The organism is Phycisphaerales bacterium AB-hyl4, assembly GCA_041821185.1.
Lineage (GTDB): Bacteria > Planctomycetota > Phycisphaerae > Phycisphaerales > Phycisphaeraceae > Natronomicrosphaera > Natronomicrosphaera hydrolytica.
In genome coordinates, this window is sequence record JBGUBD010000008.1 from 104,287 (window position 1) to 130,676 (window position 26,390).

The window sequence follows — 26,390 nt, forward strand, 5'->3', positions numbered from 1 at the left end:
TTCCCTCGCCTATCCCTATTCGCTACAACCCCTCCAGACCGATATGGTTTAGGCCATGTGAATGCCCAAAACCATGCCCCCCTTCGCCCTTTTTACGAATGTTGCAAAAGCATGAACCGCACGGCTCAATGCTCCGCCGATCTACGCTTGAGGCCTTACACGTTCCCGCTCGCAGGCCTCCCTTCTACAATTCGACCGGCTTACGTGATATGCGAATCCCTGGTGTTTTGGCATGCCCCAGGATTCGACATCCAAAATTTGTCGACGTCAGGGGGGGGGGGGTACGGAGCGCCCGATGTATTTAAGGGGTATGGCCAGTCATGAACGACCACCTTCCCGACCAATCCCAGACCAACACGAGCCACGCGCTCCGTCACGAAATCTGCCTGGCGACAGAATTACGCAGTCGAGACAGCACGATTCCAATAACGGCCAAACGGACATCCCCATGGCACACCAGATTGCTCCCGACGTAATCGAGCAACTAGCCCACTTGATACTCAACATTGAAACCCGCAACAGTACATCCTGACGAGGTAGGCCAGGCCGCAACATCAGCACCGCTCCACGGCAGCACTGAAAATGCACCGCGAGCCACGGCCGCCTATATACGCTTGACGCGCGACGAATCTCTCAAGAAGGGGTTGTCGGCTGCCGCCCAACGCGCGGATATCGAAGAATATGCCACGCGTGCCGAGTTGCCGAATTTGACCTTCTACGACGAACCGGAGGCAGTCGGTGGTGATGTTGCGTTTGAGCGACGGATCGAGGGGCGTCGGTTACTGGGGGATCTACAAGCGGGGCATATTGGGCACGTCGTGGTGCGTGACATGGACCGCCTCGCCCGCGACGTGCGTTTGTGGCTCCGCTTTGTTGAGGCGTGCCAAGACAACGGTGTCGAGGTTCACACGCTTTCCGGCCCCTTGCCCCTGGACAGCCCCACGGATGAGTTTGCCGGGACGGTTAGAGCCGCCGCAGCTCAACTTGAACGCAAACAAGTGGGTGATCGCGTCCGACGTGCCAAACGCCAAGTCGCCTGGAAGGGGCGGCATGTAGGCGGCCCTCCCCCCTATGGCTACATCACGCAGGCTCGCCGGGCCGCAGAATTGCGAGACAGTGGAATTCCTGAGGAAGCTGCCCGCCAGCAGGCAGAGGGTGAATACCCCCTACGGGGACACCTGTATGTGGACAATACCGAGGCCGATGTAGTTCGATTCGCTTTCGAGGCCTATCTGCGTCGCGGATGGGGTATGAGGCGAATTGCTAACGAGTTCAACTCCGCAGGCCAGCGAACCCGGAACGGCAAACTATGGCAGCCCGACCAATTACGCCGTATGATTCAACATCCCGTGTATGCAGGCTTCATTACCCACGATGCGAAGCACTTTGAAACACGAGGCCGCCAACATACAGCCCGGCCGAAACAATCGCGTCACCGTGGAAGCCACGACGCCCTAATATCCGAAGCAGAGTGGCAACGTGCCCAAGCCATCCGAGAGTCACGAATCCTGCACAAATCCGGACGCGGCAACGCTTCCACCGCAACACGCCGATACGCCCTCTCTGGCGTCTTGCAATGCAGTTGCGGCAGTCCAATGCGAGCCGCAAGCACTCACAACAAGACGGACCATGCCTATTACGCATGCATTCGACGGCGCACCTTCGGCCCCGAGGCAATAGGCGGTTGCGATCGACCACGTGTTAACCTCAAACGCGCAGACCAGACATTCTGGTCTGCTTTGAATCAGCTCTTAAGCTCTGAATCGCTGGTGGACCGTGTTTACGAAGCCGCCGAGCGCCTCGCCGCTGCACAACAAGAGGATTTACTCGACATAAAGCCAACTCCTGACGAGGAGCTAGAGCGAGTACGCCTGAATCTCGAACGCTGGTATGAACGCCACGACAACGCAATCACCGGCATTGAACGCGAGGCTGCGTGGCAACGCATTACCCAGCTTACAAACCGAATCAAGCAGCTAGACGAGCAAGTGGCCAACTCACCACCGGAGACACCACCCGAGAATGACCACCCCCTACGCATCACCCGAGAACAGGTGGCCCACCACCTGGTTTCACTCGCAACACTTGCAAACAACAGCGAGGACCAGGGCAAACACCTGATCACGTCACTGATTAATCATCATGGCCTAACCGTCACGTTGACGAGTGAACATACACTGAAGGTGCACTTGGCCATTGCCCCACCAGGAACATCAACAACTGACGTCACGTACACGACGCCTCTCGATGTCGAAGTGCGACTAACTAGCGACAATATCACTCAGTGGCACCACGACAACCAGGGAAAACACTTCTGCCATATCTGCGACAAACCGATCCAGGTAGAACGTCGACATTACTGGCGCGGCGTGCCTACACACCACAAGCACTGCTGGGCACAGCAACTCGCAGTCCAACGCCGACAACAACGACCGAAGGGTTACACAGGAAACGAGGTGGCAAAACTTCTCGGCATCGGCCGCACAACCGTCAGTCGATGGGTGAAATCAGGCAAGCTCCCGAAGCCTATCGTAGTCGATAATTCCTTATCCCTTTGGGACAGAAGGGCGATCGACCGACTCATGCCGCCACGCATCGATTCACTTAGCAACGCAATAACCAGCTAATACAGGAGCAAACATGGCTTACAACCTCGATGAAATACGCTACAAACTGCTATGCGCATACCACACCCACCACATAACCGACCACCCACTAGATGACCTTGACGACAATGAACTCATCCTTCCCGACTTTGATAATATAAAGCTTGAAGTAATACAACCTAATCCATCGTGCGACTATTCCTACGCCAGATTGTATTTCAATAGCACTTACGCACTAGATCGATACGCCCATATTAAGTGCCATATGGAAATAGGCCAGCCCCGAATTGATGGCGCGATCTCACATTTCATTCTCTGGTGGTCACACGAAGCTCACGGCCACATACGTATACTGTGCGACGTGTACTTCGCTATAGAGGTACTTCACGCCTTCGACCCTATAACAGATCGATGCCAACGCTTTGAGTACCATCTGGATGGGCACTTGACCCCAAGCCCTGACGAAGAATGGCCCCTTTTACCAGAATGCGTGCCATATAGCAGCGGATACGCGTACCCTTTTTGCCCAGAATGGTTCATCATGCCTGATGCAGCAGCATTGGCGCACGAAGCCCTCGTGGACCACTATGCCTCCCTTCTCGGAGAAAGGTAAAAATGACACATTAGCGATATAAATACTCAATTCGATTGGAGCGATGTTTTACATCGAAATACAATCACCCATTTATGTTCGAGTTACCTCCCCTTCGAAATCCCCCAGATCCGGAATCTGCGTGAATGAGATCCGTGTCGGGACGTCGCCTGTGCACCCCACATCCCGCCTAGGAAGAGGCAGTGCCGCCCGTACTTTTGGTCGAGACGATCCATGGCATTCGCGAGCACGTCGAGGTGGGCTTGATCGTCATACAGCGGCAGTGTCACCTCACACCTTTCGCAGATCAACAACACACAATAACGCTTACAAAGGAGACTACATGCCTTACGACCTTAATAATATTCGCCACAAACTGCACCATGTACGATACAACCAGTATATGGCTATGAGTAACAGATTACATCCATCCTATAATGATGAATTCATATTGCCATTTTTTGACGGCCTACGCATTACTATACTGCCGCCCTCTGAGGTTCATGACTATCCACGCGCACAAGTGGTATTTATTACAAACCGCGTATTTAAAGAACGCATTATTGACGACAGATACGACGAAACGTATGACGCCAACTTCCGCGGAGGAATTTCAGGCCTGCAATTATGGTGGTCATTTAAAACAGATGGGCGGATACGTATACTGTGTGAAGTACATTTTTCAATCGTGACTGAATACTTATTCGATATCCCAATATCTCCAGTCCAACGCTTCGAGTATCACCAGAATGGCTACTTGACTCCACACCATGGTAACGATCGCTACCTACTACCAGACTGTGCACCCTACAGCAAAGGGTACGCGTTCTCCTACTACCCTGAATGGTTTATCATACCTGATGTAGCAGCGCTAGCACACGAAGCTCTTGCCACTCATTACGCTTCGATGCTGGACTGACAACTATAAACCGGACTCGTCAGGCTATCGCCCACATGCCTCACGACCTTAACAACCACCGTCAATTGGAGTTCGGCGGACTTCGATAGTGACCACGTACATATGTCCCGTCGGCACGATAGTAGCCACGGACGCGCACAGTCTTGGGAACGCCATTCTGATTCGGCTGTCCGTAGTAGCTACCGTTCTCAGCAACCCTCGATGGCGAGGCTTGCCTGTACTCCGGTGATGCATACCGATTAGGATCTGAGTGGTAAGCAGGTCGCGATATCCGAACCGACTCTTGGGATGATCGGTTGACCCCATGCGGGAACCGATGTGTTGCCTCGCGACTGGTTCCCCTGCCGATGTCGATGGAGCTCTCGTTGGTCGAAGCGGAACTGAACTGCGAATCGGCCCATAATCCCAAACCTCGTTCACGGGCCGTTCGTTCCAGACGAACCAGTTCGTCTGTGGCCTCTTCCGAACGGGCGATTCGAGCATAGCCGCTCCGCACCATCTCAACGCCAGCATCACGTCCATCGGGCAGGATGACTCGCGCCGATACTCGTCCATCCTCGTCGCGACTCGTTCCACGAAACGTAATGCGTTTGTTGTTAACCAGCTGCGCTAGGGCTGTACGAGATCTTCCAGCATTTTCCTCACCTGGCAGCGGAGCGATAACACCTTCGATCCGGACGACCACGGAGCGCCTGCTATTTACCAGTTCAATCAGGTGGCCCGCTACGACACTGCGAAACTGCCAATCCGCCTGAGTCCTGGGGTCGGATGCTGGCGGTGCAGCATTGGCTGAAGTAGTAGCAGGCTGCTGGGCGTTGACGTACGGTCCCGTGAAGGGGTCGCGCCGACTGTATGAATCTTCGGAATCGTGATCCTCACCAGCCGTGTCGGCCATTCCCGGTTCGGGCAGAGGGTTGCGATCCTCCAACGAGATATGTTCAGCCGGAGCCTCGTCGGCGGTCGATGATGGGGCGTAACTAATCCATGATAATCCGAGTGCGACGAACAATATCGCACCAACGATGATGCCGCAGGCAGTCCCTCGGTCCCAGACATTTGCATCATGGTTTGAATTCAACTGTTATTGCCTCTTCTCAGGAACGAGGAACAACTCATGCAGATTAGCCCAATCCGGAAAACTAACTTCTGGTGGTGTTAAAGCAAGTTCGTAAGCTTCGATTGGAAAAAGGCGCAGCCTCATCGCCATTAGGATCAATACAGTTGACCCACTTTTACCATTCCATGCAGGTTATGTTGGATGATCGAGACCTGGATCCATGGCACCATTGTAATTAGTAATGCTAAGGATTACAGATACGACACGGCCGACGACCAGCAGCGACAGCATCAGATCGGCTCCCGTACCGAACTAAGTTTGACGACAGAATGCGATCCGCCGCGTGGCAACCACGACTGTGGAACACATTACTGTTCCGTGAGCCAAGGTACGTCGCCTGGATGGGCGGCGATGTCGATGTCGGGGGTGCTACGGTACCGGGTGATGTCGCCGCTGGTGGAGACGGAGTCGTAGGACTGTCGGTGTCGGTAGATCGCCCAAGCCCGAAACCAATGATGCCCGCCAGCAAGACCGAGGCGACAGCTAAGGGGATTAGCCACCGGTAAGGCTGTTTCGGCTTTGTATTCTCCGCAGAGTTGGAACCTGTGTCTTCAGTCATGATTCGCCCAGCCTGCGTCCTCGGCGGCGCAGCTGCTCCAGCTTCGAGTGGATCCGTTGCTTCGCAGCATCCGTGGCTACCTGGTCGATCTGTGCATCAACGAGATGCTCACCTTCCAAAATGACTCGGAGCCAATGCCCCTCCTGTACCCCTTCCGGCAAAGTCTCGATCGGTACTGCCACCTCCCGATCGGGCGGATCGCCCACGATTAGTACCGCGTGCTTGCCATCAACGATCCGGTCTAGAACGGCTACCTCACGCATGCGATCCCCTGGTCTTTGATATCACGTAGACGAGCCGGTCCGATCCCTCTTACACGGGTGAGCTGATCGACGCTCTCAAACGGGCGCAACTGCACAATCTCACTGGATCGGGCTGGGCCGATGTGAATGATTTGCTGTAGGTCCTCCTCACTGGCCTCGTTGATGTTCACGCAGTCGTCAGTCTGTGACTGCTGCCCGTGGTCAGAAGTAGCAGTCTGCTGCTCCTCACGCAGGCGGTTCTCCGCCGGCCGACGCTCTACAGCGACTTGATAATCCTCGCCATCGCTGGTCACGAGGATCGTGCCGTGGATGTCGGTACCGTAGAGGGTGATGCCCAAACCGGTGACACGGTTGACGACCTCGCGGTGGGGATGGCCGTAGGTGTTGCCGGTCCCGGCACTGTAGATAGCTACCTCCGGGGCTACTCCATCTAAAAATCGACGGCTGGAGGAGGTGCGGGAGCCGTGATGACCAAGTTGCAGCACTTGACTGCGCAACTCGTGTTCCCCCTCTAACATTTCCCTCTCGTGCGAAACCTCGGCATCACCGGTGTACAAGGCCGCGAAGTTACCGAAGACAATGCGAACAGCCAGATTATCATGGATGTCACGAAGCGGATCGACGGGATGTACGACCTCAACCCGCAGGTCCCCGAACTCCACAGATTCACCAGCCCGGGGCTCGTGGTAACCCGCCTCGCTGGCAAGCACTGCATCCAAAACCCGTTCAAAGGTCTGCGAGGTGTGTTCCCACCCGCTCATCCACACCTCGGTGACCGGGAAGGCCTCTAGTATCTGGGGCACCTGACCGATGTGATCCGCATGGGGATGTGTGAGGATGATCAGGTCAATCGTCTCGATGCCGATCCGTTGCAGGTGCGGGACGATGTCGTTCCGCTGCCAGTGCCCCGCATCGATCAGAATGGTGCCGTCGGGACTCTGGATGAGCGTCGCGTCGGCTTGCCCGACATCCAGGTGCCGCAGGAGGACTTGGCCCTCCGGTGGACCACGAGACTGGTTAGACGAGGATGTGCCGGTTCGTGGCGACTCGTCCGATGACGTCAAACTCTCATTTGGCTGAGGATCATCGTGGGTGGTCGAGAATGTGTTATCGGCCACCTCACCCAGCTCAACAGCAACGGGAACCACACTGCCAGAAAGTGCGGTATCGACTGTTGCATGTGGTAACTTGCTAGATGGTTGTGGCTCTTGCCCCGCGACCCCGATTGTCAGCAGCATTCCGATGAATGCGACAAGCAGACCACCCCCGGCCCAAGTAGTCCAAAGCCGTTTCTGCATGGTGCCCCCGATTGATAAGTTAACAGGACAGTGCTTGATGCTGGTACAGCCTCAGCTTACCACGGAGTATTGCCCATCAACAGGGGAAGGCATCTAGTCATGGGCTGCGGCTGCAATAGCGTGAAACACTTGGGCCTGGCCGACGAGGAGACGATCGAGCAGCGAGGGGCCCTTCTGTCGGGTGAGCGGTGCCCGGTGGGGAAGTGGTGAATTTAATCTCGATCATCTTGGCGCGCAGTTCATCTTCCGCTACGCTTGTTCGGTATCTGATCGGGTACTTATTCGCCGGGAGGGAGGATACTGCCGTGGAGGGAGTACGCTATCTATTTGCCGACATGAACTCGTTCTTCGCGTCCGTCGAGCAGCAGGAGCAACCCGATCTGCGGGGCCTGCCCATCGCGGTGGTGCCGACGCTGGTCGAGACCACCTGCTGCATCGCCGCCAGCTACGAGGCGAAAAGCTATGGCATCAAGACCGGCACGCCCGTACACGAAGCGAAACAGCGCTGTCCGCACATTCGCCTGATCGAAGCTCGGCCGGCGTGCTATGTGCAGTATCACCACCGCGTGATCGAAGCGGTCGAATCCTGCCTGCATGTGGACCAAGTCTGCTCGATCGATGAGATGTACGGCAAACTGCTGGGCAAGGAACGCCAACCTGAACAGGCTGCGACGATCGCCTACCTGGTCAAAGACGCCATTCGGCAGGCGGCAGGCCCCTGCGTGCGTTGCTCGATCGGCCTCGCACCCAATCCGTGGCTGGCCAAGGTGGCGTCCGACATGAACAAACCCGACGGGCTGACCATGCTTCTACCCGAGCAGTTGCCCGAGGTGATCTGTCATCTCAAGCTCACTGACCTGCCGGGCATCGCGAAGAACATGGAGCGCCGGCTAGCAGCGGTGCACATCACCAGCATCGCGCAGCTTTGCCAGGCATCCGAAGCCGATCTCAGCCAGGCGTGGGGCAGCACCGTGCTCGGCAGCATCTGGTGGCAGCAGTTGCGTGGCATCGACCTGCCATACCGCCCGACGCACCGGCGGACCGTGAGCCACTCGCATGTACTGCCGCCGGACCAGCGCACGGACGAACGGGCGTGGGCGGTGCTGGCGCGGATGATCCACAAGGCCGCCGCCCGCATGCGTCGGCTCGGCTATCGTGCCGGCGACCTGACGATGCAGGTGACGTACATCGAACGACGCAGTTGGGAGCAGCAAGTGTCATTGGGTTTGTGCCGGGATACGCTGACGATGATTCATGTCGCGTTGCCGATGTGGCGAAAGCGGCCACCAGGCACGCCGCTGAAGGTGGGCGTGGTGCTCACGCACCTGGTGGCAGACGGCGGTGCGACCCTGCCGCTGTTCGCCGAGCAGAATCACATGGACAAGTTGGCCGACTGCATGGACACGATCGATCACAAATATGGCAAGCACACGCTCTACCTCGGCGCGATGTGGGGGGCGCAGGAGGCAGCGCCGACACGAATTTCGTTTACGCAGATTCCAACGTTGGAGGAGTTCGGCGAAACGGATCGCTAACACCAACACAACGCGTGAATTCGCGATCGTGATTCGCACTGAAGTTGCCATGAAAGCAAATAGATCGCACGCCGTCAGACGAAGTCGATGCTCGTTGTGCGATCATGTGGGTGGGAAGAGAATGGTGGATGATCTCTGCCGGTTTGGCATATGTGAACTTGATGTCTCAATTCATCATAATCGCAGTTTAAGCTACTTCATTCTCCGCCCATGTCGTAGCGTTGCACTAACGAGTCACTACCGGCCTTACCTGATCTTCCTCATTTCGTATTCCAACTCCCCAAGCTGCTCGCGGGCGTAAGTCCGTTGTTGCAGGGACAATACCAAACGGTTGTGTGCCGTCCGCGTTTGACGCCCATTGTCCGAGTAAAGCAAATAAATGTTATGCATGGATGCAATGAAGGATTCTAGACATTTGTCCATCTCCTTGCATTCGAAAGGCGCATGGGGCATTTCCGAAATCGACATGTAGATGTCGTTAATTTGCTCCCTTGAGCCGTCAGTGGCGTCAATGAACGCGCCTTCAGTGATGTTGCCAGCTTCGAGAGAACGGAGGTGCGATTCGATATCGCTAAGTAGCTGCTTAAGTTCATGAATCCTCGATATTACGACGCCGAAATAGTCTTCCTTCGTCATGGTGTTCGTTGACGTGTGACGGGCAAGGAAGCTGTAGTCTTTACGCCATTCAACGATAATACCCTCCCCAATGTTTTCGCCTTTTATCGACACTGGACGTGCCGTACCATCGAGTGATTCATCTATCCATAGGCTGCGACAAATATGGTTACAACGGGCTTCGTCTTCAGCGCTGGGATATACGAAGGTCCATACCACATGCGCATCAGCACCGCTCCATCGACCTGCGACCAAGTGGTTACGGTGATACTGGCGTTTTGTCCCATCCATTGTTACTTGGCGAATAATTGAGGCTATTTCTGCTTTGGACGCATATCCGTTTATGACTACTTTGAAGGAGTATCTTTTTGCGAGTCCGTGGCTGATGTCCTCGGTCTTGAAGATTGTGTATCGATCCGGTGGCACTAGTGGCGTCAGTAGATCCGCCACCTTCTGAATGGACGATCCGTCAAGGGTTTGCGTTATAGGGAGATCGAATCGATATCCTTTTCCAGTCGATATCGCGGTCTCCTTTGTGACGGCTTGCCAGTAGATCGTTCGATTGTCTGGGTCACAAATACAGATAATTACGGGCAAAGCATGGTTTAGCCAGTATTCCACGTGGTCTGCATCAGCGCGGAAGACGATTGTGGTATCGTTGCGTTCGGAGAGATAGCTTGCCCCAGTCTTGATTTGAATTCCGAGCAACTGCCCCGTCGGGCACTCGTCATCAATGAGCTCGGCATGGCCATCGATGCCGTAATCGCTCTCCGATTGCTCACGGAAGGCAAATCCCAACGATTCGAATGTGCTCATGACTAATGCTACACCGCGTCGATCTGTGCGTTCGGTTTCCTTGGCTTTCATGGCTGGTGCGATAAGAGTTACGGTGAACGATAGAATCGTTTATCGATCAGGGCGCTAATCCATGACTCGTTGTGATGCCATGGATCGGTGAGCGATGACGCCGCCGGAAAATCTCTCCGGATCATAACAGAATGAGTATACCAGCTTCAAAGTGGGCTACACCGCAGCGAACCAGGTCAGGATTACTGTGTCAGCCTTGCATTCCCGCCGCGCACCCGACCTGTTCAGGAAAACTAGCTTACGCTTTCTAATCCAAGCGCTCGCGGGCGATGCACACGCCTCACTTTCATCCACCGATTTACTACGCCATCGATAGCCATCATGAACCATCGTTCGCCCGCACGGATGGCTCCGTCACGGACGAGGCGATTATCTAGTATGCGGTCGCCCAAGTAAATTTTCTGCCAAACATGCTTTACGAGTTGACGGTCATCGAGTTGGCTGGCGCACCAAGCGAATCCGACTAGTTGCGACCTCTTCTTCCAGAACAGACGAAGTCCCTCGCTTGATACACTTTTGGCCCTTCTTGGGTACTTTTCTGCGAGTGCAATAAGACGCGTCTCATGGTTCGGAGCGAGTAATACATAGTCATCGCCGGATACCATGCAGCCATGGACAACCTTTACTTTCTCCAATCCCTGAAAACCGCGCTTGCGTTTTTTGTTTGAATTAACCTCGACACCAACTGAGCGGATAGCGCTCTCGATCTCTTGGCAGAGGTCAGGGATACGAACTCGACGTCCCCGTCGCGATTTCGCGCAGGACACATTGATGTCGTCCGCATACCGTGTATAGTTCAATCCGAGGCGTCCGCAGAGCGTACTAAGCTGATGGTCAATCCGGTAGAAGGCGAGATTCAGTGCGATGTTACTGAGTGGCGACCCTTGGGGAATTCGACCGCGTAGCGTAAAAAGTGTGACAAGTGCCTTGACCACCTCTGGCCTGAATCCTCGACTAACCAGTTCGGTGTGCATCATCTGGGGCGTGACGCTCGGAAAGGCATTGTAAACATCCCGGTTGATGATCCACTGTGCACCGAGATGCTGCCTTGCGGCTGCGACATGGTTTCGCCCTTGTGGGCCTGCGTAAGCCCTCGGATGGTGGAATCCCCATCTTTGAAAGGATCGAAGTAGGCGAGTTCGCTGTAGCCTCTTCAACTCACGTTCCGGCTCGTCAATAATCCGTACTTTCCGTCCATCCCATTCCTTTCGGGTTGGCAGAAAACGGCTGGGGTAGACTTCTAGAAATTCAGGTAGTGTCTCGTGTGCAATACGCAGCGATGAAGAAATGTTTTCAAGAATCAAGTCTCCTGGATGCATCCTCGTTGCCCCCCTCGCTTCCTTCGAGTTCCCGTAGCTTTTGCTCTAACTCAGCTTCTGCCTTTAGGATTTGGTCGACACTCCTTACAACATCCCCTGTTGTCCGATCCGTTGATCGGAGTGACGAACTGCTTAGGTTTGACATCAGCAGAAGAACGTCGCTTGGTACGCCCAACGCGTCAGCAATTGCGCGGATACCAGATAAAGATGGTTCTCGATCACCAGATTCCACTAAGCTGATAAATGAAGCGCTTAGATGTGATCGCTCTGCCAACTCCTTGACTTTAAATCCTTTCGCCATGCGGACAACCCGAATGGCATCTCCTATAGCACGCACATGCACACTCCATGTGATTGTTGCAGTCTGAGAGCACGTGGCATCGACAACCTCGCGCTGGGTGGTGACTTCCTAGAGCGATCGCAACTCGACGAGCAGGGCCTGAACCAAAGGTTCAACCCGGTCGCGAGCGCGAATCGCGTCTTCTGCGTCCGCCGCCTTACCGAATCGAGCAATCTGCTCGATCAGCTCGGCCAACTGGAGCGCGGAAGCCACGGACCGTGATTCCCCCGACGAACCACGCTTTCGCTGAAAGGCAGCAAGCTTGCGGGATTTCACCGCGAAGCCTTCCGCCCAAGTCAGGTACTCGCGAGGCTTGGGGGCACCAGCCTGCGCTTCAATCATGCGTATATTTGGGACCTTTCATTCGATTTTCAGAGAGCGGCATGTCACTCTCTCACGGTCGCAACCCTAGTGGAGCCGACAGTCGACTCCATCTCCTAGGACTGCCCGCCGTTCCGGTAGGATTTCGGCGGGAGGAGGATCTAGGTCCGGTCACAGGCTGGGGTCGTAATTTCAAAGAGCATGACCAATGACGGCCATCTGTAAATTAATTTACCGAATACTTCATCTGTGTCAAGATGCTTTCGGAAGTTTTTTGGCGACCCTCATCGAACTTGCATCGCAAGCCGAGCCAATCGCTTTAAATGGAAGTACTTAACGGCATTCTTGGTACCACGAGAGGGGTGGAAAGCTACTCGTGCCGATTTTCGGCCCATTCACAGGTTCGGGCAAGACCATGGTGGCGAAGGCGATGCCTTCCATTCTGCCGCCGCTGTCGCGCGATGAAGCGTTGCAGGTGACGCGCATCTACTCAGCGGTGGGCCAGGTCCCCAAGGGCCAATCGCTGCTCACACGTCGGCCGGTGCGCAGCCCGCATCACACCGCAAGCCCGGCGGCGCTCATCGGCGGCGGCACGATCCCCCGCCCCGGCGAAGTCAGCCTCGCACACCTCGGCGTGCTCTTCCTCGATGAGTTGCCTGAGTTTCCAAGGCAAGTGCTCGACACGCTTCGCCAACCGCTCGAAGACGGCAACGTCACCATCGCCCGCGCTCACAGCTCGATCCGCTTCCCGGCTCGCTTCATGCTGCTGGCCGCGATGAACCCGACACCCAAGGGCGACATGCCCGTCGACGAGGTCAGCCATCGGCAGATGCAGCGATACCTCGACCGACTCTCCGGCCCGCTGATCGACCGCATCGACATTCACGTCGAAGTGCCCAAAGTCCCCTACAAGCAACTCACCGGCGAGCGGGCCGGCACGGACTCGGCCACGATGCGCAAGCAGGTGTTCGCGGCCCGCAAACGCCAAAGTGATCGCAATGGCGGCACGCTCAAACCCAACAGCACATTGACCGGCCGAGAGCTTGACGAACACGCGCCGCTGGATGATGCGAGCAAGGAAATGCTTCGCCAGGCGATGGACTCATTGAACCTCAGCGCCCGCGCTTACGACAAGATCCGCCGCGTCGCCCGCACGATAGCCGACCTCGAAACGGCGGATGCGATCGCACCGCAACACGTCGCCGAGGCGATCCAGTATCGGCTGCTCGATCGCGGTTTGTGATTTTCACGCGTAAGGCAATGCGCCTGAATACGTACTGCCTTGAGACGGCAATCGTTTGATCACGCGACCCCTGTGTTCGACTCCGCTTCGCGATCGGGGGCCATGCCCAACCAGTCGGGTCTGCGTCGGCGTCGCTCGCGCGCGTCGGCCCCGAAGTGCACGGTCGCGATCGCTCGCGGGCAGATCACGTCCACCTGCCGCGTCAGCTCCACCGTCAGAAACACCGTTGTCTCCGGCCCCGGCCGCCACAGCCGAACGGTGCAACCCGGCAGCAAGGGCACTGCCAGGTTCTTCCGCTCGCTGCCCGCTTCGAACGACCGCAGCACCACCACCTCCGGCCCGGTGCAGGTGACGAGCACTTCGTGCCCGTTCAACTCGACCTTCACGTTCGGCCGATCCACCGAGGCGTTCAACGTCAGGTCCACCACATCCAACGGTCGATGCTCCACATTGAACACGGCAATGAATCGATCCGAATAATCCACCAGATAGCCGGGCAGCTCGACGACATGTTTGGTCGGCTCGACCGTGCTGGCGATTTTCAGAATCACCGGCCGACCGATGTGCGCTTCAAGGATCGGCTCGTAAGCATTGCCCGCCGCGAGCAGCAGGTCCTGGCCGATGATGTTCACGTTGGCCTGCTGGGTTGTGAACAGTTCCGAGTCCGGCTTCGCCCGCGCGAGCTGGCCGAGGATCGCGGTGAGCGAACGGTTGAACGCATCGCGCAGCGTGTTGACAATGTTGCGCAGCCAGCGGAAAAAGCGGCGGTGCATGCCTGGCCTGAAGCTGCTGCGAACCTGTCGGCGGCGCTTGCGTTTTTCCTTCTCCGTCAGCCCCTCTTCCACCCGGCAGAGCGCGAGGTAGCTGCCCATTTCGCTTTCGTAGACCATCGCACTGCTTTTGATCAGCCCGCGGACGGTGGTGTGCGGTGCGTCGAAGCGCAGCTCGATGCCCTGGCTGTAGACGACGAGATCGCCCCATGAAACTTTGCCCGCCGTGGTGAGGTAGCTGGTGTGGTACTTGTGCAGCAGCTTGAGGCATTTGTCCTTGCGACGAAGCTTGACGATCACGCTGATGATCGCGGTCAGGAAGATGAACAGAATCGTCAGGCCGAAGATGTTGTTAAACAGCAGATGCCACCACGGCTCGGGTGTGGTCGCGGTTTCCTGAGCGAGGGTAAACAGTGGCGGCATGGCGAGGTTGTACCTCGAATGATGCCGAGTTTCTAGTTTCAAACCCTCTTTCAGGCGACACTCGGCTTGCCATCCATCTACGATTGCGTCGCGACGTTTTCGCGCTCCTGCATCCACTGCCACTGCCTGGCGATACCCTCTTCCAGCGAGGTGGCGGGCTCGAAACCCAACTCGGCTTTGACGCGGGTGAGGTCGGCCCACGTGCGGTCGACGTCGCCCGGCTGCATGGGTTGACGGTCGATCTGCGCCGCCTTGCCGACGACACGTTCGACCGTCGCGATCATCTCGCGCAGCGACACGGGCGAGTGGCCGCCGAGGTTGTAGATGCGGTAGCGATCCGGCTCGCCGCAGCGGTCGATCGCGGCGGTGACGCCGTCGACAATGTCATCGACAAAGGTGTAGTCCCGGCTGGTCGAGCCGTCGCCGAACATGGGGATTGGCTTGCCATCGCGCACCAGCCGAAGGAACTTGTTGATCGCCAGGTCCGGCCGCTGACGGGGGCCGAACACGGTGAAAAAGCGCAGGCAGGTGATCGGCAGTTGATACAGGTGACTGTAGCTGTGGCAGATCAGCTCGCCTGCCTTCTTCGTCGCGGCATAGGGGCTGATCGGATGGTCGACGCGATCGTCTTCGCTGAAGGGTGTCTTCTTGTTGTTGCCGTAGACGCTGGAACTGCTGGCGAAGATGAAGCGCTTGCAGCCTTGGGCCACCGCCGCATCGAGCAGGTTGACCGTTCCGTTGAGGTTGACAGCCGTGTAGTAGGCGGGGTTCTCGATGCTCGGCCGAACGCCTGCCATCGCCGCCAGGTGCACCACCGTATCGGGTCGATGCGCAGCGACCGCCTCGACGACGGCGTCGCGATCGCGGAGGTCGGCTTCGACGAGGCTGAAGCAACCCTGCGTGCGGGCCTGCGCAAGGTTGGCGTGCTTGATGGCGGGATCATAGAAATCGCAAAAGTTATCCAAGCCCACGACTTGCTGACCCTGCGCAAGCAGACGATCGGTCAAGTGCGAACCGATAAACCCCGCGGCCCCGGTGATGAGGGTGGTGCTGGTCATAGCGCTGCATTGTAGCGCACCTGCAACGATCACGTCGCTCGCTCAGCGAAGACCGATCAGCGTGCGGAAGCGTTACGGTCCGAGTTGCCATTGATCTGACGTTGAAGCTGACGGACAAGTTGCTCAAGGTCGTCGCGGTCGCGAGCGTTGCGGACCGCAGCTTCGCGGGCGGTGTCCAGCGCCTGCTCCTGAACATTCAGCGCGGCCTGGGCACTGGAAGCGCGATGCCCCACGATGCCGACGACAAACATCGCCAGCAGCACGACCACCGCCACACCGGCCCACGCACCCTGACACCAGCGACGCCAGGCGTGCGACTCGGCTCGGATGAGCGTGACCTGCTCGTGGGCTTCGTCGGCCTGACGCTGAGCGAGGATCATGCTCGCCCCGGCCAGTCGCTGATAGCGGCGCAGTTCAGCTTCGGGACCGCTGTCGGCGGGATCGTCGGCCTGGCCTAGCAATTCGCTTGGCGTCAGGCGGGCAGTCGGTCGGCCGGTCGCCTGGCCGGGGGTGATCCCCACATCGTTATGGGGCAGCGGCGAGTAGTTGCCAAACTTGCCGGGGTTCGGCCCGGCGACTTGCGCAACCTCCGCGTCGACGTCTGACACCTCCTCATCAGCGTCAACGTCGATGCTGTCATCCGCATGGTTCTCCTGGTCAGCCGCTGCCGCCACGGGCTCCGCCGTGTGGGCCGTCGGCGCGTCGGGCGAATCCGCCTCGGCAGCCGTCGGCTCATTTGCACGGCCGGGCTCCGCGAGGCGGATCTCCAGCCGACCTTCGTCACCAATTCGGCTATCAAGTTGCTCGCGCTGCGCCCGTCGGCGGACGGTCGTCGCACTAATGCCCAACGCTTTGGCCGCTTCCGCGACGCTTATCCATCTTTCTGCCATCGCTTGAACTCCTGGATCGAGACCGATCATCTCCCACCGATGTTGATCGGCTCACCGCAAGCGACGGTTAATCAGTGATAGCAAAATCAAGAGATGCTTAGCAAAAAAGTCAGCGACCCATAAGCCCACGGATAGCGCGCAGCGAAACCGCAGGCCCCCCCATCGCCCCAACCACCAATCAGAAATCAGCGATCAGCGATCAGAAATCAGCGATCAGCAACCCCACCCACTCAGGCCGCGTCGTCCGCCTGGCTGGTCGGCTTGACGAAGGCGGGCGCATCCGCGGCTTCGGTCCAGTCCTCGGCGGCGGTGAGGTTCAGCTCCATCGGCAGCGTCTTGCGGTAGCCGAGCTTGCGAATGACCTCGAGCACTTCGGTCCAGGTGGGGTAAGGCCGATTGTTGACGCGCTTGTACGCATCGATGGCCTTGAGGAACAGGAACTGCTCCGGGCTCATCTCACCCTCGTCGGCCTCTTTGACGAAATCGTTACGCCGTCGGCCGGGGCCGCGTCGCCGCTCCAGGCCCGTGTAGGCGGCGCTGCGCGTATCGATGACCGACCGACGCCGATCCGGTCCGCGGTACGTACCGCCCTCGGCAGGGGTGGGATTCTCGGACGGGGGCTGAGCATCTGACATGGCGGACTCCTGGGTTCGGCCGGGGTCAGGCAACAGCCGAACCGGCGTCACACGCCGCACACGCCGCCCAGCCGTTACACATCTTCGTCTTCGTCGTCTTCGATGAGTTCTTCGTCATCGTCGTCATCGAAGAGTTCTTCGTCCTCGTCGTCGAGGAAGTCTTCGTCCTCGTCGTCGAAGTCGTCATCCTCATCATCGTCAAAAAAATCGTCCTCCTCCACATCATCTTCGTCTTCATCGTCGATCAGGTGCAGCGGCGGCCGCGCAGAGCGCGCCTCGTCCCACCATGCGAATGCCTGCGCACCGGTCTGTTGCGGAGGCGTCAACCTGCCCATCAACATCTGCTCGACCATGATCCACCACCTTCTTCAATTGTCCTGGGTGATCAATTACATCCTGCCGGGCCCGCCCGCCGACGTCGGCGAAACGCCGCCCATACATTGGCCCGGCTCAAACTGGCGGTTACACTATCGGCCGGCGTGGTTTTGTCAATGGCCCGCCGACCCTTACGGCCGACGATGCCCCTGTCGTCGGCCCCAGCATCCTACCGTCCTCATACGCCGACGCCACCAGGAACGTTCGCTTGCCCGACAACCGCACCGACCAACTCGCCGACCGCTGGAATTTTACCGCCGCCGTCGCCGCATGGGTCTTCCCCGGCTTGGGCCACCTCCTGCTCGGCCAACGCGACCGCGCGCTCGTCCTGGCGGTCACCATCATCAGCCTCTGGATCGTCGGCCTGCTGGTCGGCGGCGTCAGCGTCATCGACCGCGCCATGCACCCGGCATGGTTCCTCGGCCAGATGCTCATCGCACCCAGCCTCGTCGTCGACCTGCTCACCAGCCACTACAGCCCGCCCACGTACAGCCCCAGCTTCGGCCGGGCCAACGAGCAGGGCGTCCTGTTCACCGCCATGGCCGGCCTGCTGAACCTGCTGGCGATCATCGACGTGCTCTACCGCGATCCCCACGACCCCCGTCACGCCGACGCCAACCCCACCCACGACGGCGACGCACGCGAAGGGGGCTCGGCATGACCCTCTGCTCGCTCACCGCCCTCACCGCCCTGCTGCACAGCCTCACGCCCGCCCTGCTCGCCTGGCGGCCGCTGCTCGATCCGCTGCCGATCGACAATGTCTGGATGATCCTGCTGCTGCCGCTGTCCGTCGGCGTCGCGATCGTCTACAAGACCATCAAGCTCAACGACATGGCCACCCTCCCCCGCCAGGCCGCCGTCCTCAGTGCCCAGATCATCGTCTTCATGCTCCTCGCCGCGGCGATCATCTGGGTTGTCGTCGAGGTGGCCTGATGGAAGCGATTTCGAATTTCGGAATTTCGAATTTCGGATTTCAACACCGCGCAACACGCGGGTAAACTTCCCAGTCCCTGAATCCGAAATCCGAAATCCGAAATCCGAAATTTCCGACCATGCCCATGAAACACCTGCTCGCCCACCTGGTCACCGGCAACACCCTTTCCACCGAACAGGCCGTCGAAGCCTTCGAGTTGATCATGACCGGCCAGGCCACGCCCGCGCAGACCGGGGCGTTGCTAGCCATGATCGAACATCGCGGCGCGACCATCGACGAAATCGTCGGCGCCGCCACCGTCATGCGCGACAAGGTCAAATGCGTCACCGTCCCCGCGGGCCTGCGCGTGATCGACACCTGCGGCACGGGCGGCGACCATGCGGGCACGTTCAATATCTCCACCGCCGCAGCGCTCGTCGCCGCCGGCGCGGGCAAGCCGCAGGGCATTGCCGTCGCCAAGCATGGCAACCGCTCCGTCACCTCAAACTCCGGCTCAAGCCAGGTGCTCGACACCCTCGGCGTCAAGTTGCAAGTCACCCCCGATACCCTCTCGCGATGCCTCGAAGAGGCTGGCCTGTGCTTCTGCTTCGCACCTTCGCACCACCCGGCCATGAAGCACGCCGCGCCCATCCGCGCCGAACTGGGCTTCCGCACACTCTTCAACGTGCTCGGCCCCCTCACCAACCCCGCCGGCGCGACCCGCCAGGTCATCGGCGTCTTCGCCACGCAGATGACCAAGCCCATCGCCAACGTCCTCGCTCGTCTCGGCGCCGATCATGCCATGGTCGTGCACGGCCAGATCCCCGACGACGACGGCAAACACGTCGACGGCCTCGACGAACTGTCCACCTGCGGCCCCAGCCAGATCAGCGAAGTCCGCGACGGCAAGGTCAAGACCTACGAAATCGACCCCGACGACCTGGGCCTGAGCTACTCGCACCCCAAGGCCCTCAAGGTCGACAGCCCCGAGCGGAGTGCTGCAGTGATCCGCGAGCTGCTCGAAGGCGAAGTCGGCCCGCCGCGCGATATCGTCATGCTCAACGCCGCGGCAGCGCTGGTCGTCGCCGAGTTGGCAGAGGACCTGCCCGAAGGCCTGGAGTTGGCCCGCGAGTCGATCGATTCCGGCGCTGCGAAGCAGGCCCTGGATCGGCTGGTCGAAATCACCACCGCCGACCCCACGCCAGTCGGCTGAACGCCGCGTCTTCGGCCGGCCCACTTCAGTAGCGGGCGCTCATCCATTTTCAGTGGAGGCGGACCATGGTCACACTCGCTTACATCGCCAATATCATCTGGGCAATCATGGCTTTCTATGTCTTCCCCCTGATCTATCTGGTGTTGGCCTTCCAGGAAGATGGGGTCGACGTCGGCTTGCTTGTGCATGCTGTTGTCGCTGTCCCGGTGGTCCTGTTTCCGCCGATCTTCAACATCGTCGTCATCCGCCGACTGCACAGAAGGTGCAACCCATCGGTAGCATGAGATGCAGGCTTCACAACCGCTCGACTGCCATTCGCCGGGCGTGGCAGGTCGCGATCGCAATCGCGTCCGCCACGTCGAACGGCGTCGGCGGCTCGGCAAGCCGGTACTGGCTCTGCACCGCTCGCTGGACCTGCTGCTTCGACGCGTGGCCGTGGCCGGTGACCGCCTTCTTCACCTCCGTCGATGGCAGGTGTGCGATCTCCACCGCGCGCAGCTTCGCCGCCAGTAAAATCACACCGCGTGCGTGCGCCATGACGATCGCGGTCCGCGGATGCTTGTAGTGGGCATATAGTTTTTCGATCGCGAGCACGTTGGGCTGATGCTCGTCGATCAGCTCCAGCAGCTCGCGATGCAGCTCAACGAGGCGGTGCTCGACGCTGGTCTTGGGTTTCAGCCGAATCACCCCTCCCTCGACCAGCCGCGGTTCGGCCAGGCCGGGCCCCTCATCGAGCACGACAACGCCGTAGCCGGTGAGTTGCAGGCCGGGGTCAATCCCGAGAATTCGCGTCGCATCAGGCATGCCTGAAAGGATAGCGACAAACCGAGGATTGCCCCCGCAGCGATTGGAGCATAAACTGAGAGCGAGAACACTCCATCCGTTCACCCGGATCAAAGGCTGAAACAGATATGACCCGACCGACCTCCCTCCCCGACGCGCCGGCCCCCCGGGCGGTGGCTGAATACGAAGACGCCGCGCAAACATCTGACTCATCAGTGTTTGCCAGCCGACACGTCGGCCCCCGCTGGCACGATATCACCGAAATGCTGGCGACGCTCGGCCTCAGCTCGCTCGAAGAGCTCGCGGGCGTCACCGTGCCGGGTGACATCCGCCTCAAGCAGCCGCTGAACCTTGATCCCGCCCTCGACGAGCACGCCGCGCTCGCGAAGCTGCGCAAGCTCGCCGAGAAGAATCGTGTGCTGCGTTCGATGATCGGGCAGGGCTATTACGACACGCACACCCCGCCGGTCATCCAGCGGAACGTGCTTGAAAACCCGCTCTGGTACACCCCCTACACCCCCTACCAGCCCGAGATCAGCCAGGGTCGGCTCGAAGCGCTGCTCAACTACCAGACCATGGTCAGCGACCTCACCGGCCTGCCGGTCGCCAATGCGTCGCTGCTCGACGAAGCCACCGCCGCCGCCGAAGCCGTCGCCATGTGTCACGGCCAGCATCGCGGCAAACGCCCCACCTTCTACATCGCAAAAGACTGCCATCCGCAGACCCTCGCCGTCGTGCACACCCGCGCCACCTCGCTGGGCGTGGACCTGCAAACCTTCGACCCCCAGGCCGACACGCTGCCCGACTTCGCCAACGCCTCCGGCGTGCTCGTGCAATATCCCACCACCGACGGCCGCGTCGAAAACTACGACGCCATCACCGACGCCGCACACGCCGACAAAGCCTTGGTCGTCGTCGCCACCGACCTGCTCGCGCTGACGCTGCTTCGGCCGCCGGGCGAGTTCGGCAAAGCCGGGGCCGACATCGCCGTGGGCAGCTCGCAACGCTTCGGCGTGCCGATGGGCTTCGGCGGGCCGCATGCCGCGTTCATGTCGGTCAAAGAAACCTACGTCCGCAAGATGCCCGGCCGACTGGTCGGCGTCTCCAAAGACGCCAACGGCAAGGCCGCCTTCCGCCTCGCCATCCAGACCCGCGAGCAGCACATCAAACGCGACAAGGCCACCAGCAACATCTGCACCGCGCAGGTGCTCTTGGCCATCATCGCCGGCATGTACGCCGTCTGGCACGGGCCGCAGGGCCTGACGCGCATCGCCCGCCGTACGCACGCGTACGCCGCCGCGCTCGCCGAGGCGTTGCGCGACGCCGGGCATGATGTCGTCGACCATGCGTACTTCGACACGATCACCGTCAACGTCGCCGACGCCGACGCGGTGCTCACCGCCGCCGTCGATCAAGGCGTCAACGTCCGCAAGCTGCGCGACGGCGTGGTCTGCATTGCCTGCGACGAAACAACCACAACCGACGACCTGACAGCGGTCATTGCCGCATTCAGCGATAAAGGCAAGCCCGCCGCAGCACGGCTGAACGTTGACACGAATCGAAATCCGAAATTCGAAATCCGAAATTCCCCCTTCCTCACGCACGAGATCTTCCATCGCTACCGCAGCGAGACCGACCTGATGCGTTACATCACGCGGTTGCAGGAGCGTGACGTTTCGCTTTGCCGGTCGATGATTCCGCTGGGCTCTTGCACGATGAAGCTCAACGCCGCGGCCGAGATGATGCCCGTCACCTGGCCGGAGTTCGCCTCGCTGCATCCCTACGCCCCAAGCGATCAGACGCAGGGTTATGCCGAGTTGTTCGCCGACCTTGAACGCTGGCTGGCGGAGATCACCGGCCTGCCGGCCGTGTCGCTGCAACCCAACGCCGGCTCGCAGGGCGAGTACGCCGGCCTCATGGCCATCCGCGGCTATCACCATGCCAACGGCAACCCCGATCGCAACGTCTGCCTCATCCCCACCAGTGCTCACGGCACGAACCCGGCCAGCGCCGTCATCGCGGGCATGAAGGTCGTGCCCGTCGGCTGCGACGACGCCGGCAACATCGACCTCGCCGACCTCCGCGCGAAGGCCGAGCAACACGCCGACCACCTCGCCGCGCTGATGGTCACCTACCCGTCCACGCATGGCGTGTTCGAAACCACCATCCGCGAAGTGTGCGCCATCGTGCACGAGCACGGCGGACAGGTATATCTCGACGGTGCGAACATGAACGCTCAGGTTGGCCTCACCCGCCCGGCCGAGTGCGGCGCGGACGTGGTGCACCTGAACCTGCACAAGACGTTCTGCATCCCCCACGGCGGCGGCGGGCCGGGCATGGGGCCGATTTGTGCTGCGGAACATCTGCGTGACTATCTACCCATTTCGAATTTGGAATTTGGAATTTCGGATTTGGCTGATGCCGGCTCCGACACATCCGAAATCCGAAATCCGAAATCCGAAATCGTCATCGCCGCCGCCCCCTACGGCAGCCCGATGATCCTCCCCATCCCGTGGATGTACATCGCCATGATGGGCGAGACCGGCCTTCGGCAAGCGACCGAGGTGGCGATCCTCAACGCCAACTACATGGCCAAGCGACTCGAAGGCCACTACGACATCCTCTACACCGGGCCCAACGGCCGCGTGGCCCACGAGTTCATCATGGACTGCCGACCGTTCCAGAAGTCGGTGGGCATCACGGTGGAAGACATCGCCAAACGGCTGATCGACTTCGGTTTCCATTCGCCGACGATGAGTTGGCCCGTCGCCGGCACGCTGATGTGCGAGCCGACCGAGAGCGAATCGCGCGACGAGCTCGACCGTTTCTGCGACGCCCTGATCGCCATCCGCGCCGAGATCCGTGCAATCGAGACCGGCGAAGCCGACCGTGAAGACAACGTGCTCAAACACGCCCCCCACCCGGCCGAGGTGCTCACCGCTGACGAGTGGCCGCACGTGTATAGCAGGCAACTCGCGGCCTACCCGCTGAACTGGGTGCGCGAGTGGAAGTACTGGCCGCCCGTATCGCGCATCGACCAGGCCTGGGGCGACCGCAACCTCGTCTGCGCCTGCCCGCCGATGAGCGAGTACTGCGATTTGTGAATCGCAGCCATCGACATGACCACCCAAAGCAAGAAGCCCACGGCGTGACGCCGTGGGCTTCTGTCATACTTCATCGAACCATCGGCAACCGTCGGTCACACCAGCAGGCCCGCCGGGTTTTCGATCATCTGCTTGAGCGTGTTGAGGTACTCGGCCGCAATCGCGCCGTCGATCACGCGATGGTCAGCACTGAGCGTCGCGGTCATCTCGTGGCCGATGACGATCTGGTCATCACGCACCACCGGCTTCTTGATCGCGCCGCCCACCGCGAGGATGGCCGACTGCGGCGGGTTGATGATCGCTTCGAAGTGATCCACGCCATACATGCCGAGGTTGGAAATCGTGAACGTACCGCCACCCATCTCGTCGGCACTCAGGCCGGTCTCGCGGGCCTTCTTCGCCAGCTTCCGCGTCTGCTCGCTGATCGATCGCAAGCCCTGGTTCTGCACATCGCGAAGCACGGGCACGACCAGTCCGCCGCCGCGCTCTTCGGGCAGCGCCACCGCGATGCCGACGTTGACCGTGCCGGCGATCTCGATCGTGTCACCATTCCACGACGCATTCACCATCGGATGCTGCACGCACGCCAGCGCCGCGGCGCGGGTGATGAAGTCGTTAACCGACAGCTTCACGCCCTGGCTTTCCAGCTGCGCGTTCAGCGTCTTGCGCAGTTCCATCAACGGGTCCATGTTCACCGACACGGTGACCGTGAAATGCGGGATCGTCGTCTTCGACTCGACCAGCCGTTTGGCGATGGTCTTCCGCATCCCGGAAAGTGAGACGCTGCGGGCTTCGAGGTCCGCACCCCCGACCGCGGGCGCCGGCGCGGGCGCTGCGGTCTTTTTCGATTCGCCGCCGGCTGAAGGCGCTGCCGCGTCGTCCTTGCCGTCGGCCGCCTTGAGCACGTCGCGTTTGATGATGCGGCCGTCGGGCCCGGAACCCTTGATCTGCGTCAGGTCGAGATCCTTCTCCTCGGCGATCTTTCGAGCCAGCGGGCTGACGCGAACCCGGCCGCCGCTGGCCCCGGCCTGCTTCTGCGTCCGCCGCACGTCCGCGTCCTCAGCGACCGCCGCCTGCCCCGACGCCGCGGACTCCTGCGTCTGCTCGCCTTCCTTCTTGTCGCGGCTCTCGTCGGCCTTCATCTTCTCGTCACCCCCCGAAGCACCCCCGGAGCCGGCGTCCGCCTTCGCTGCGTCGTCCACCGACTCGCCCGACTCGGCGAGCACGAGGATCAGGTCGCCCACGGGAACCGTACCGCCCTCATCCACCGCAAGCCGAGCGACCTTGCCGTCGTCGAAGGCTTGCAGTTCCATCGTGGCTTTGTCGGTTTCCACGTCGGCCACGTGGTCGCCGGCCGACACGTCGTCGCCCACACCCACATGCCATTTGACCAGCGTGCCCTCTTCCATCGTGTCCGAAAGCCGGGGCATCGTGACGGTAATCGCCATGGCGAACTCCTGTTAAATCCTTGCGAGAAGTCGAGTGGCTAGATGATAACGATTCATCGCGAAACATGGGGCCACCGGCCCAGGACCAGACGACAGCACGCCATTTTAAATAAAGCCCACGGATCGCCATCCGTGGGCTTTAAGATTTCATCTGTTGTCTGCGAACATCCTCACAGCTTGTCCACATCCACCGGCTTGATCCACGGCATCATCGCCCGCAGCTCCTTGCCAACCTTCTCCACCGGGTGGTTGTGGTCCGTCTCACGCTGATCCTTGAACCACTTGAACCCATCCTGGTAGTCCTCGCGGAACCGGTTGGCGAACTTGCCATCCTGAATATCCTTGAGCACCTGCTGCATCGCCTTCTTCGTATCGTCCGTCACGATCTTCGGCCCGGTGTGATAGTCGCCGAACTCGGCCGTGTTCGAGATCGAATAACGCATGTAGTTCAACCCGCCGCGAACGATCAGGTCAATGATCAGCTTCAACTCGTGAGCCACCTCGAAATACGCCAGCTCCGGCGGATAGCCCGCCTCCGTCAGCGTCTCGAAGCCCTTCTTGATCAGCTCGCTCAGCCCGCCGCACAACACCGCCTGCTCGCCGAACAGGTCGGTCTCACACTCGTCCTTGAACGTGGTCTTGAGGATGCCCGAGCGACCGCCGCCGACGCCGATGGCCCACGCCATCGCGATGTCCGCAGCCTTGCCCGACGCGTCCTGGTGCACCGCCAGCAGACACGGCACACCGCCGCCACGCTCAAACTCCGTGCGAACCGTATGGCCAGGCCCCTTCGGAGCGACCATGATCACGTCCACATCCTGCGGCGGCGTGATCGTCTTGAAGTGAATGTTAAACCCGTGCGTAAACCCAAGCACCATGCCCGGCGTCAGGTTCGGCTCGATGTCCTTCTTGTACAGGTCCGGCTGAACCTCGTCAGGCAGCGTCAAAATCAACACGTCCGCCTGCTTCACCGCGTCCGCGACCGGCTTGGGATCAAACCCATGCTCGATCGCCAGCTTGCCGTTGGCAGACTCCTTGCGGTTCGCGACGATGACGTTCACGCCCGAGTCACGCAGGTTCTGCGCGTGGGCATGACCCTGGCTACCATAACCGATCACGGCCACCGTCTTGCCCTGAAGGGCATTCAGCGAACCGTCCTTGTCATAAAGTGTCTCAATTGCCAT

The 26,390-nt window shown here is 59.7% G+C and carries 24 protein-coding genes; 9 read left to right on the plus strand and 15 right to left on the minus strand.

Translation table 11 applies throughout. The annotated features are described in order from the left end of the window. The first annotated feature begins 506 nt into the window (after positions 1–506). Together ACERK3_13815 and ACERK3_13820 are read left to right on the plus strand one after the other, a co-directional pair. Positions 507–2,627, plus strand: coding sequence for a recombinase family protein (locus tag ACERK3_13815; GenBank protein MFA9479362.1), 2,121 nt, complete (start codon positions 507–509; stop codon positions 2,625–2,627). 914 nt (positions 2,628–3,541) lie between these two features. Further along, positions 3,542–4,117, plus strand: coding sequence for a hypothetical protein (locus ACERK3_13820; protein ID MFA9479363.1), 576 nt, complete (start codon positions 3,542–3,544; stop codon positions 4,115–4,117). Between the two features lie 61 nt (positions 4,118–4,178). Here the strand turns inward: ACERK3_13820 and ACERK3_13825 are convergent, their stop codons facing one another. From ACERK3_13825 to ACERK3_13835, 3 genes are all read right to left on the minus strand, one after another. Next, positions 4,179–5,012 (minus strand): thermonuclease family protein, encoded by an 834-nt coding sequence (locus ACERK3_13825; GenBank protein MFA9479364.1) that lies wholly within the window; start codon positions 5,010–5,012, stop codon positions 4,179–4,181. 777 nt (positions 5,013–5,789) lie between these two features. Beyond that, entirely contained in the window at positions 5,790–6,056 is a 267-nt protein-coding gene (locus ACERK3_13830) for a DUF3006 domain-containing protein (GenBank protein ID MFA9479365.1), read from the minus strand. Beyond that, the gene (locus tag ACERK3_13835; protein MFA9479366.1) at positions 6,044–7,294 is read right to left on the minus strand and encodes an MBL fold metallo-hydrolase; all 1,251 of its coding nucleotides are present in this window, start codon (positions 7,292–7,294) and stop codon (positions 6,044–6,046) included. Before ACERK3_13835 ends, ACERK3_13830 begins: the two co-directional genes overlap by 13 nt. 365 nt (positions 7,295–7,659) lie before the next feature. Here ACERK3_13835 and ACERK3_13840 point away from each other — a divergent pair, with 365 nt between their 5' ends. After that, a complete protein-coding gene (locus ACERK3_13840; GenBank protein ID MFA9479367.1) occupies positions 7,660–8,889 on the plus strand; it encodes a DNA polymerase in 1,230 nt (409 codons plus the stop codon). A 246-nt stretch (positions 8,890–9,135) separates the two neighbouring features. On the opposite strand, the gene ACERK3_13845 is transcribed toward ACERK3_13840, so the two are convergent. The 4 genes from ACERK3_13845 to ACERK3_13860 form a co-directional block, all read right to left on the minus strand. Then, positions 9,136–10,371 (minus strand): DUF4365 domain-containing protein, encoded by a 1,236-nt coding sequence (locus tag ACERK3_13845; GenBank protein MFA9479368.1) that lies wholly within the window; start codon positions 10,369–10,371, stop codon positions 9,136–9,138. A 233-nt stretch (positions 10,372–10,604) separates the two neighbouring features. Continuing rightward, complete coding sequence (locus tag ACERK3_13850; GenBank protein ID MFA9479369.1) at positions 10,605–11,675, minus strand: reverse transcriptase domain-containing protein; 1,071 nt, start codon at positions 11,673–11,675, stop codon at positions 10,605–10,607. Continuing rightward, positions 11,665–12,033: a helix-turn-helix domain-containing protein gene (locus ACERK3_13855; GenBank protein MFA9479370.1), complete on the minus strand. Its 369-nt coding sequence runs from the start codon at positions 12,031–12,033 to the stop codon at positions 11,665–11,667. The genes ACERK3_13850 and ACERK3_13855 overlap by 11 nt, the downstream gene beginning before the upstream one ends. 66 nt (positions 12,034–12,099) lie before the next feature. Further along, positions 12,100–12,243: a hypothetical protein gene (locus tag ACERK3_13860; protein ID MFA9479371.1), complete on the minus strand. Its 144-nt coding sequence runs from the start codon at positions 12,241–12,243 to the stop codon at positions 12,100–12,102. A 484-nt stretch (positions 12,244–12,727) separates the two neighbouring features. Between ACERK3_13860 and ACERK3_13865 the strand changes: the two genes are divergently transcribed. After that, positions 12,728–13,594, plus strand: a complete 867-nt coding sequence (locus ACERK3_13865; protein ID MFA9479372.1) for a YifB family Mg chelatase-like AAA ATPase — start codon at positions 12,728–12,730, stop codon at positions 13,592–13,594. A 59-nt stretch (positions 13,595–13,653) separates the two neighbouring features. On the opposite strand, the gene ACERK3_13870 is transcribed toward ACERK3_13865, so the two are convergent. The 5 genes from ACERK3_13870 to ACERK3_13890 form a co-directional block, all read right to left on the minus strand. After that, the gene (locus ACERK3_13870; GenBank protein MFA9479373.1) at positions 13,654–14,787 is read right to left on the minus strand and encodes a hypothetical protein; all 1,134 of its coding nucleotides are present in this window, start codon (positions 14,785–14,787) and stop codon (positions 13,654–13,656) included. 77 nt (positions 14,788–14,864) lie between these two features. Then, entirely contained in the window at positions 14,865–15,845 is a 981-nt protein-coding gene (locus ACERK3_13875) for a GDP-mannose 4,6-dehydratase (GenBank protein MFA9479374.1), read from the minus strand. Positions 15,846–15,901: 56 nt separating this feature from the next. Continuing rightward, positions 15,902–16,735, minus strand: coding sequence for a hypothetical protein (locus tag ACERK3_13880; GenBank protein ID MFA9479375.1), 834 nt, complete (start codon positions 16,733–16,735; stop codon positions 15,902–15,904). Positions 16,736–16,965: 230 nt separating this feature from the next. Continuing rightward, positions 16,966–17,370, minus strand: a complete 405-nt coding sequence (locus ACERK3_13885) for a hypothetical protein (GenBank protein ID MFA9479376.1) — start codon at positions 17,368–17,370, stop codon at positions 16,966–16,968. A 74-nt stretch (positions 17,371–17,444) separates the two neighbouring features. After that, complete coding sequence (locus tag ACERK3_13890; protein ID MFA9479377.1) at positions 17,445–17,723, minus strand: hypothetical protein; 279 nt, start codon at positions 17,721–17,723, stop codon at positions 17,445–17,447. Between the two features lie 230 nt (positions 17,724–17,953). Between ACERK3_13890 and ACERK3_13895 the strand changes: the two genes are divergently transcribed. From ACERK3_13895 to ACERK3_13910, 4 genes are all read left to right on the plus strand, one after another. Beyond that, positions 17,954–18,406 (plus strand): DUF6677 family protein, encoded by a 453-nt coding sequence (locus ACERK3_13895; protein MFA9479378.1) that lies wholly within the window; start codon positions 17,954–17,956, stop codon positions 18,404–18,406. After that, the gene (locus tag ACERK3_13900; GenBank protein ID MFA9479379.1) at positions 18,403–18,678 is read left to right on the plus strand and encodes a hypothetical protein; all 276 of its coding nucleotides are present in this window, start codon (positions 18,403–18,405) and stop codon (positions 18,676–18,678) included. Before ACERK3_13895 ends, ACERK3_13900 begins: the two co-directional genes overlap by 4 nt. A gap of 119 nt (positions 18,679–18,797) precedes the next feature. After that, a complete protein-coding gene (trpD, locus tag ACERK3_13905; protein ID MFA9479380.1) occupies positions 18,798–19,871 on the plus strand; it encodes an anthranilate phosphoribosyltransferase in 1,074 nt (357 codons plus the stop codon). Positions 19,872–19,936: 65 nt separating this feature from the next. Then, complete coding sequence (locus ACERK3_13910; protein MFA9479381.1) at positions 19,937–20,155, plus strand: hypothetical protein; 219 nt, start codon at positions 19,937–19,939, stop codon at positions 20,153–20,155. Positions 20,156–20,165: 10 nt separating this feature from the next. On the opposite strand, the gene ACERK3_13915 is transcribed toward ACERK3_13910, so the two are convergent. Further along, positions 20,166–20,675 carry a crossover junction endodeoxyribonuclease RuvC gene (locus ACERK3_13915; GenBank protein ID MFA9479382.1) on the minus strand — a complete coding sequence of 170 codons (510 nt, stop codon included), beginning with the start codon at positions 20,673–20,675 and terminating at the stop codon, positions 20,166–20,168. A 107-nt stretch (positions 20,676–20,782) separates the two neighbouring features. Here ACERK3_13915 and gcvP point away from each other — a divergent pair, with 107 nt between their 5' ends. Continuing rightward, positions 20,783–23,758 (plus strand): aminomethyl-transferring glycine dehydrogenase, encoded by a 2,976-nt coding sequence (gene gcvP / locus ACERK3_13920; GenBank protein ID MFA9479383.1) that lies wholly within the window; start codon positions 20,783–20,785, stop codon positions 23,756–23,758. Between the two features lie 95 nt (positions 23,759–23,853). On the opposite strand, the gene ACERK3_13925 is transcribed toward gcvP, so the two are convergent. Both ACERK3_13925 and ilvC read right to left on the minus strand, forming a co-directional pair. Further along, positions 23,854–25,206, minus strand: a complete 1,353-nt coding sequence (locus tag ACERK3_13925; GenBank protein ID MFA9479384.1) for a pyruvate dehydrogenase complex dihydrolipoamide acetyltransferase — start codon at positions 25,204–25,206, stop codon at positions 23,854–23,856. Positions 25,207–25,376: 170 nt separating this feature from the next. Then, positions 25,377–26,390, minus strand: a complete 1,014-nt coding sequence (gene ilvC / locus ACERK3_13930) for a ketol-acid reductoisomerase (protein MFA9479385.1) — start codon at positions 26,388–26,390, stop codon at positions 25,377–25,379.

Bases quoted from the DNA above. Each gene is read 5' to 3' on its own strand.
- gcvP (MFA9479383.1), top strand. From the start codon at position 20,783: ATGACCCGACCGACCTCCCTCCCCGACGCGCCGGCCCCCCGGGCGGTG.
- ACERK3_13885 (MFA9479376.1), bottom strand. From the start codon at position 17,370: ATGTCAGATGCTCAGCCCCCGTCCGAGAATCCCACCCCTGCCGAGGGC.
- ACERK3_13880 (MFA9479375.1), bottom strand. From the start codon at position 16,735: ATGGCAGAAAGATGGATAAGCGTCGCGGAAGCGGCCAAAGCGTTGGGC.
- trpD (MFA9479380.1), top strand. From the start codon at position 18,798: ATGCCCATGAAACACCTGCTCGCCCACCTGGTCACCGGCAACACCCTT.
- ilvC (MFA9479385.1), bottom strand. From the start codon at position 26,390: ATGGCAATTGAGACACTTTATGACAAGGACGGTTCGCTGAATGCCCTT.
- ACERK3_13890 (MFA9479377.1), bottom strand. From the start codon at position 17,723: ATGGTCGAGCAGATGTTGATGGGCAGGTTGACGCCTCCGCAACAGACC.
- ACERK3_13845 (MFA9479368.1), bottom strand. From the start codon at position 10,371: ATGAAAGCCAAGGAAACCGAACGCACAGATCGACGCGGTGTAGCATTA.
- ACERK3_13820 (MFA9479363.1), top strand. From the start codon at position 3,542: ATGCCTTACGACCTTAATAATATTCGCCACAAACTGCACCATGTACGA.
- ACERK3_13900 (MFA9479379.1), top strand. From the start codon at position 18,403: ATGACCCTCTGCTCGCTCACCGCCCTCACCGCCCTGCTGCACAGCCTC.
- ACERK3_13835 (MFA9479366.1), bottom strand. From the start codon at position 7,294: ATGCTGCTGACAATCGGGGTCGCGGGGCAAGAGCCACAACCATCTAGC.
- ACERK3_13910 (MFA9479381.1), top strand. From the start codon at position 19,937: ATGGTCACACTCGCTTACATCGCCAATATCATCTGGGCAATCATGGCT.
- ACERK3_13830 (MFA9479365.1), bottom strand. From the start codon at position 6,056: ATGCGTGAGGTAGCCGTTCTAGACCGGATCGTTGATGGCAAGCACGCG.
- ACERK3_13925 (MFA9479384.1), bottom strand. From the start codon at position 25,206: ATGGCGATTACCGTCACGATGCCCCGGCTTTCGGACACGATGGAAGAG.
- ACERK3_13915 (MFA9479382.1), bottom strand. From the start codon at position 20,675: ATGCCTGATGCGACGCGAATTCTCGGGATTGACCCCGGCCTGCAACTC.
- ACERK3_13875 (MFA9479374.1), bottom strand. From the start codon at position 15,845: ATGACCAGCACCACCCTCATCACCGGGGCCGCGGGGTTTATCGGTTCG.
- ACERK3_13825 (MFA9479364.1), bottom strand. From the start codon at position 5,012: ATGGCCGACACGGCTGGTGAGGATCACGATTCCGAAGATTCATACAGT.
- ACERK3_13870 (MFA9479373.1), bottom strand. From the start codon at position 14,787: ATGCCGCCACTGTTTACCCTCGCTCAGGAAACCGCGACCACACCCGAG.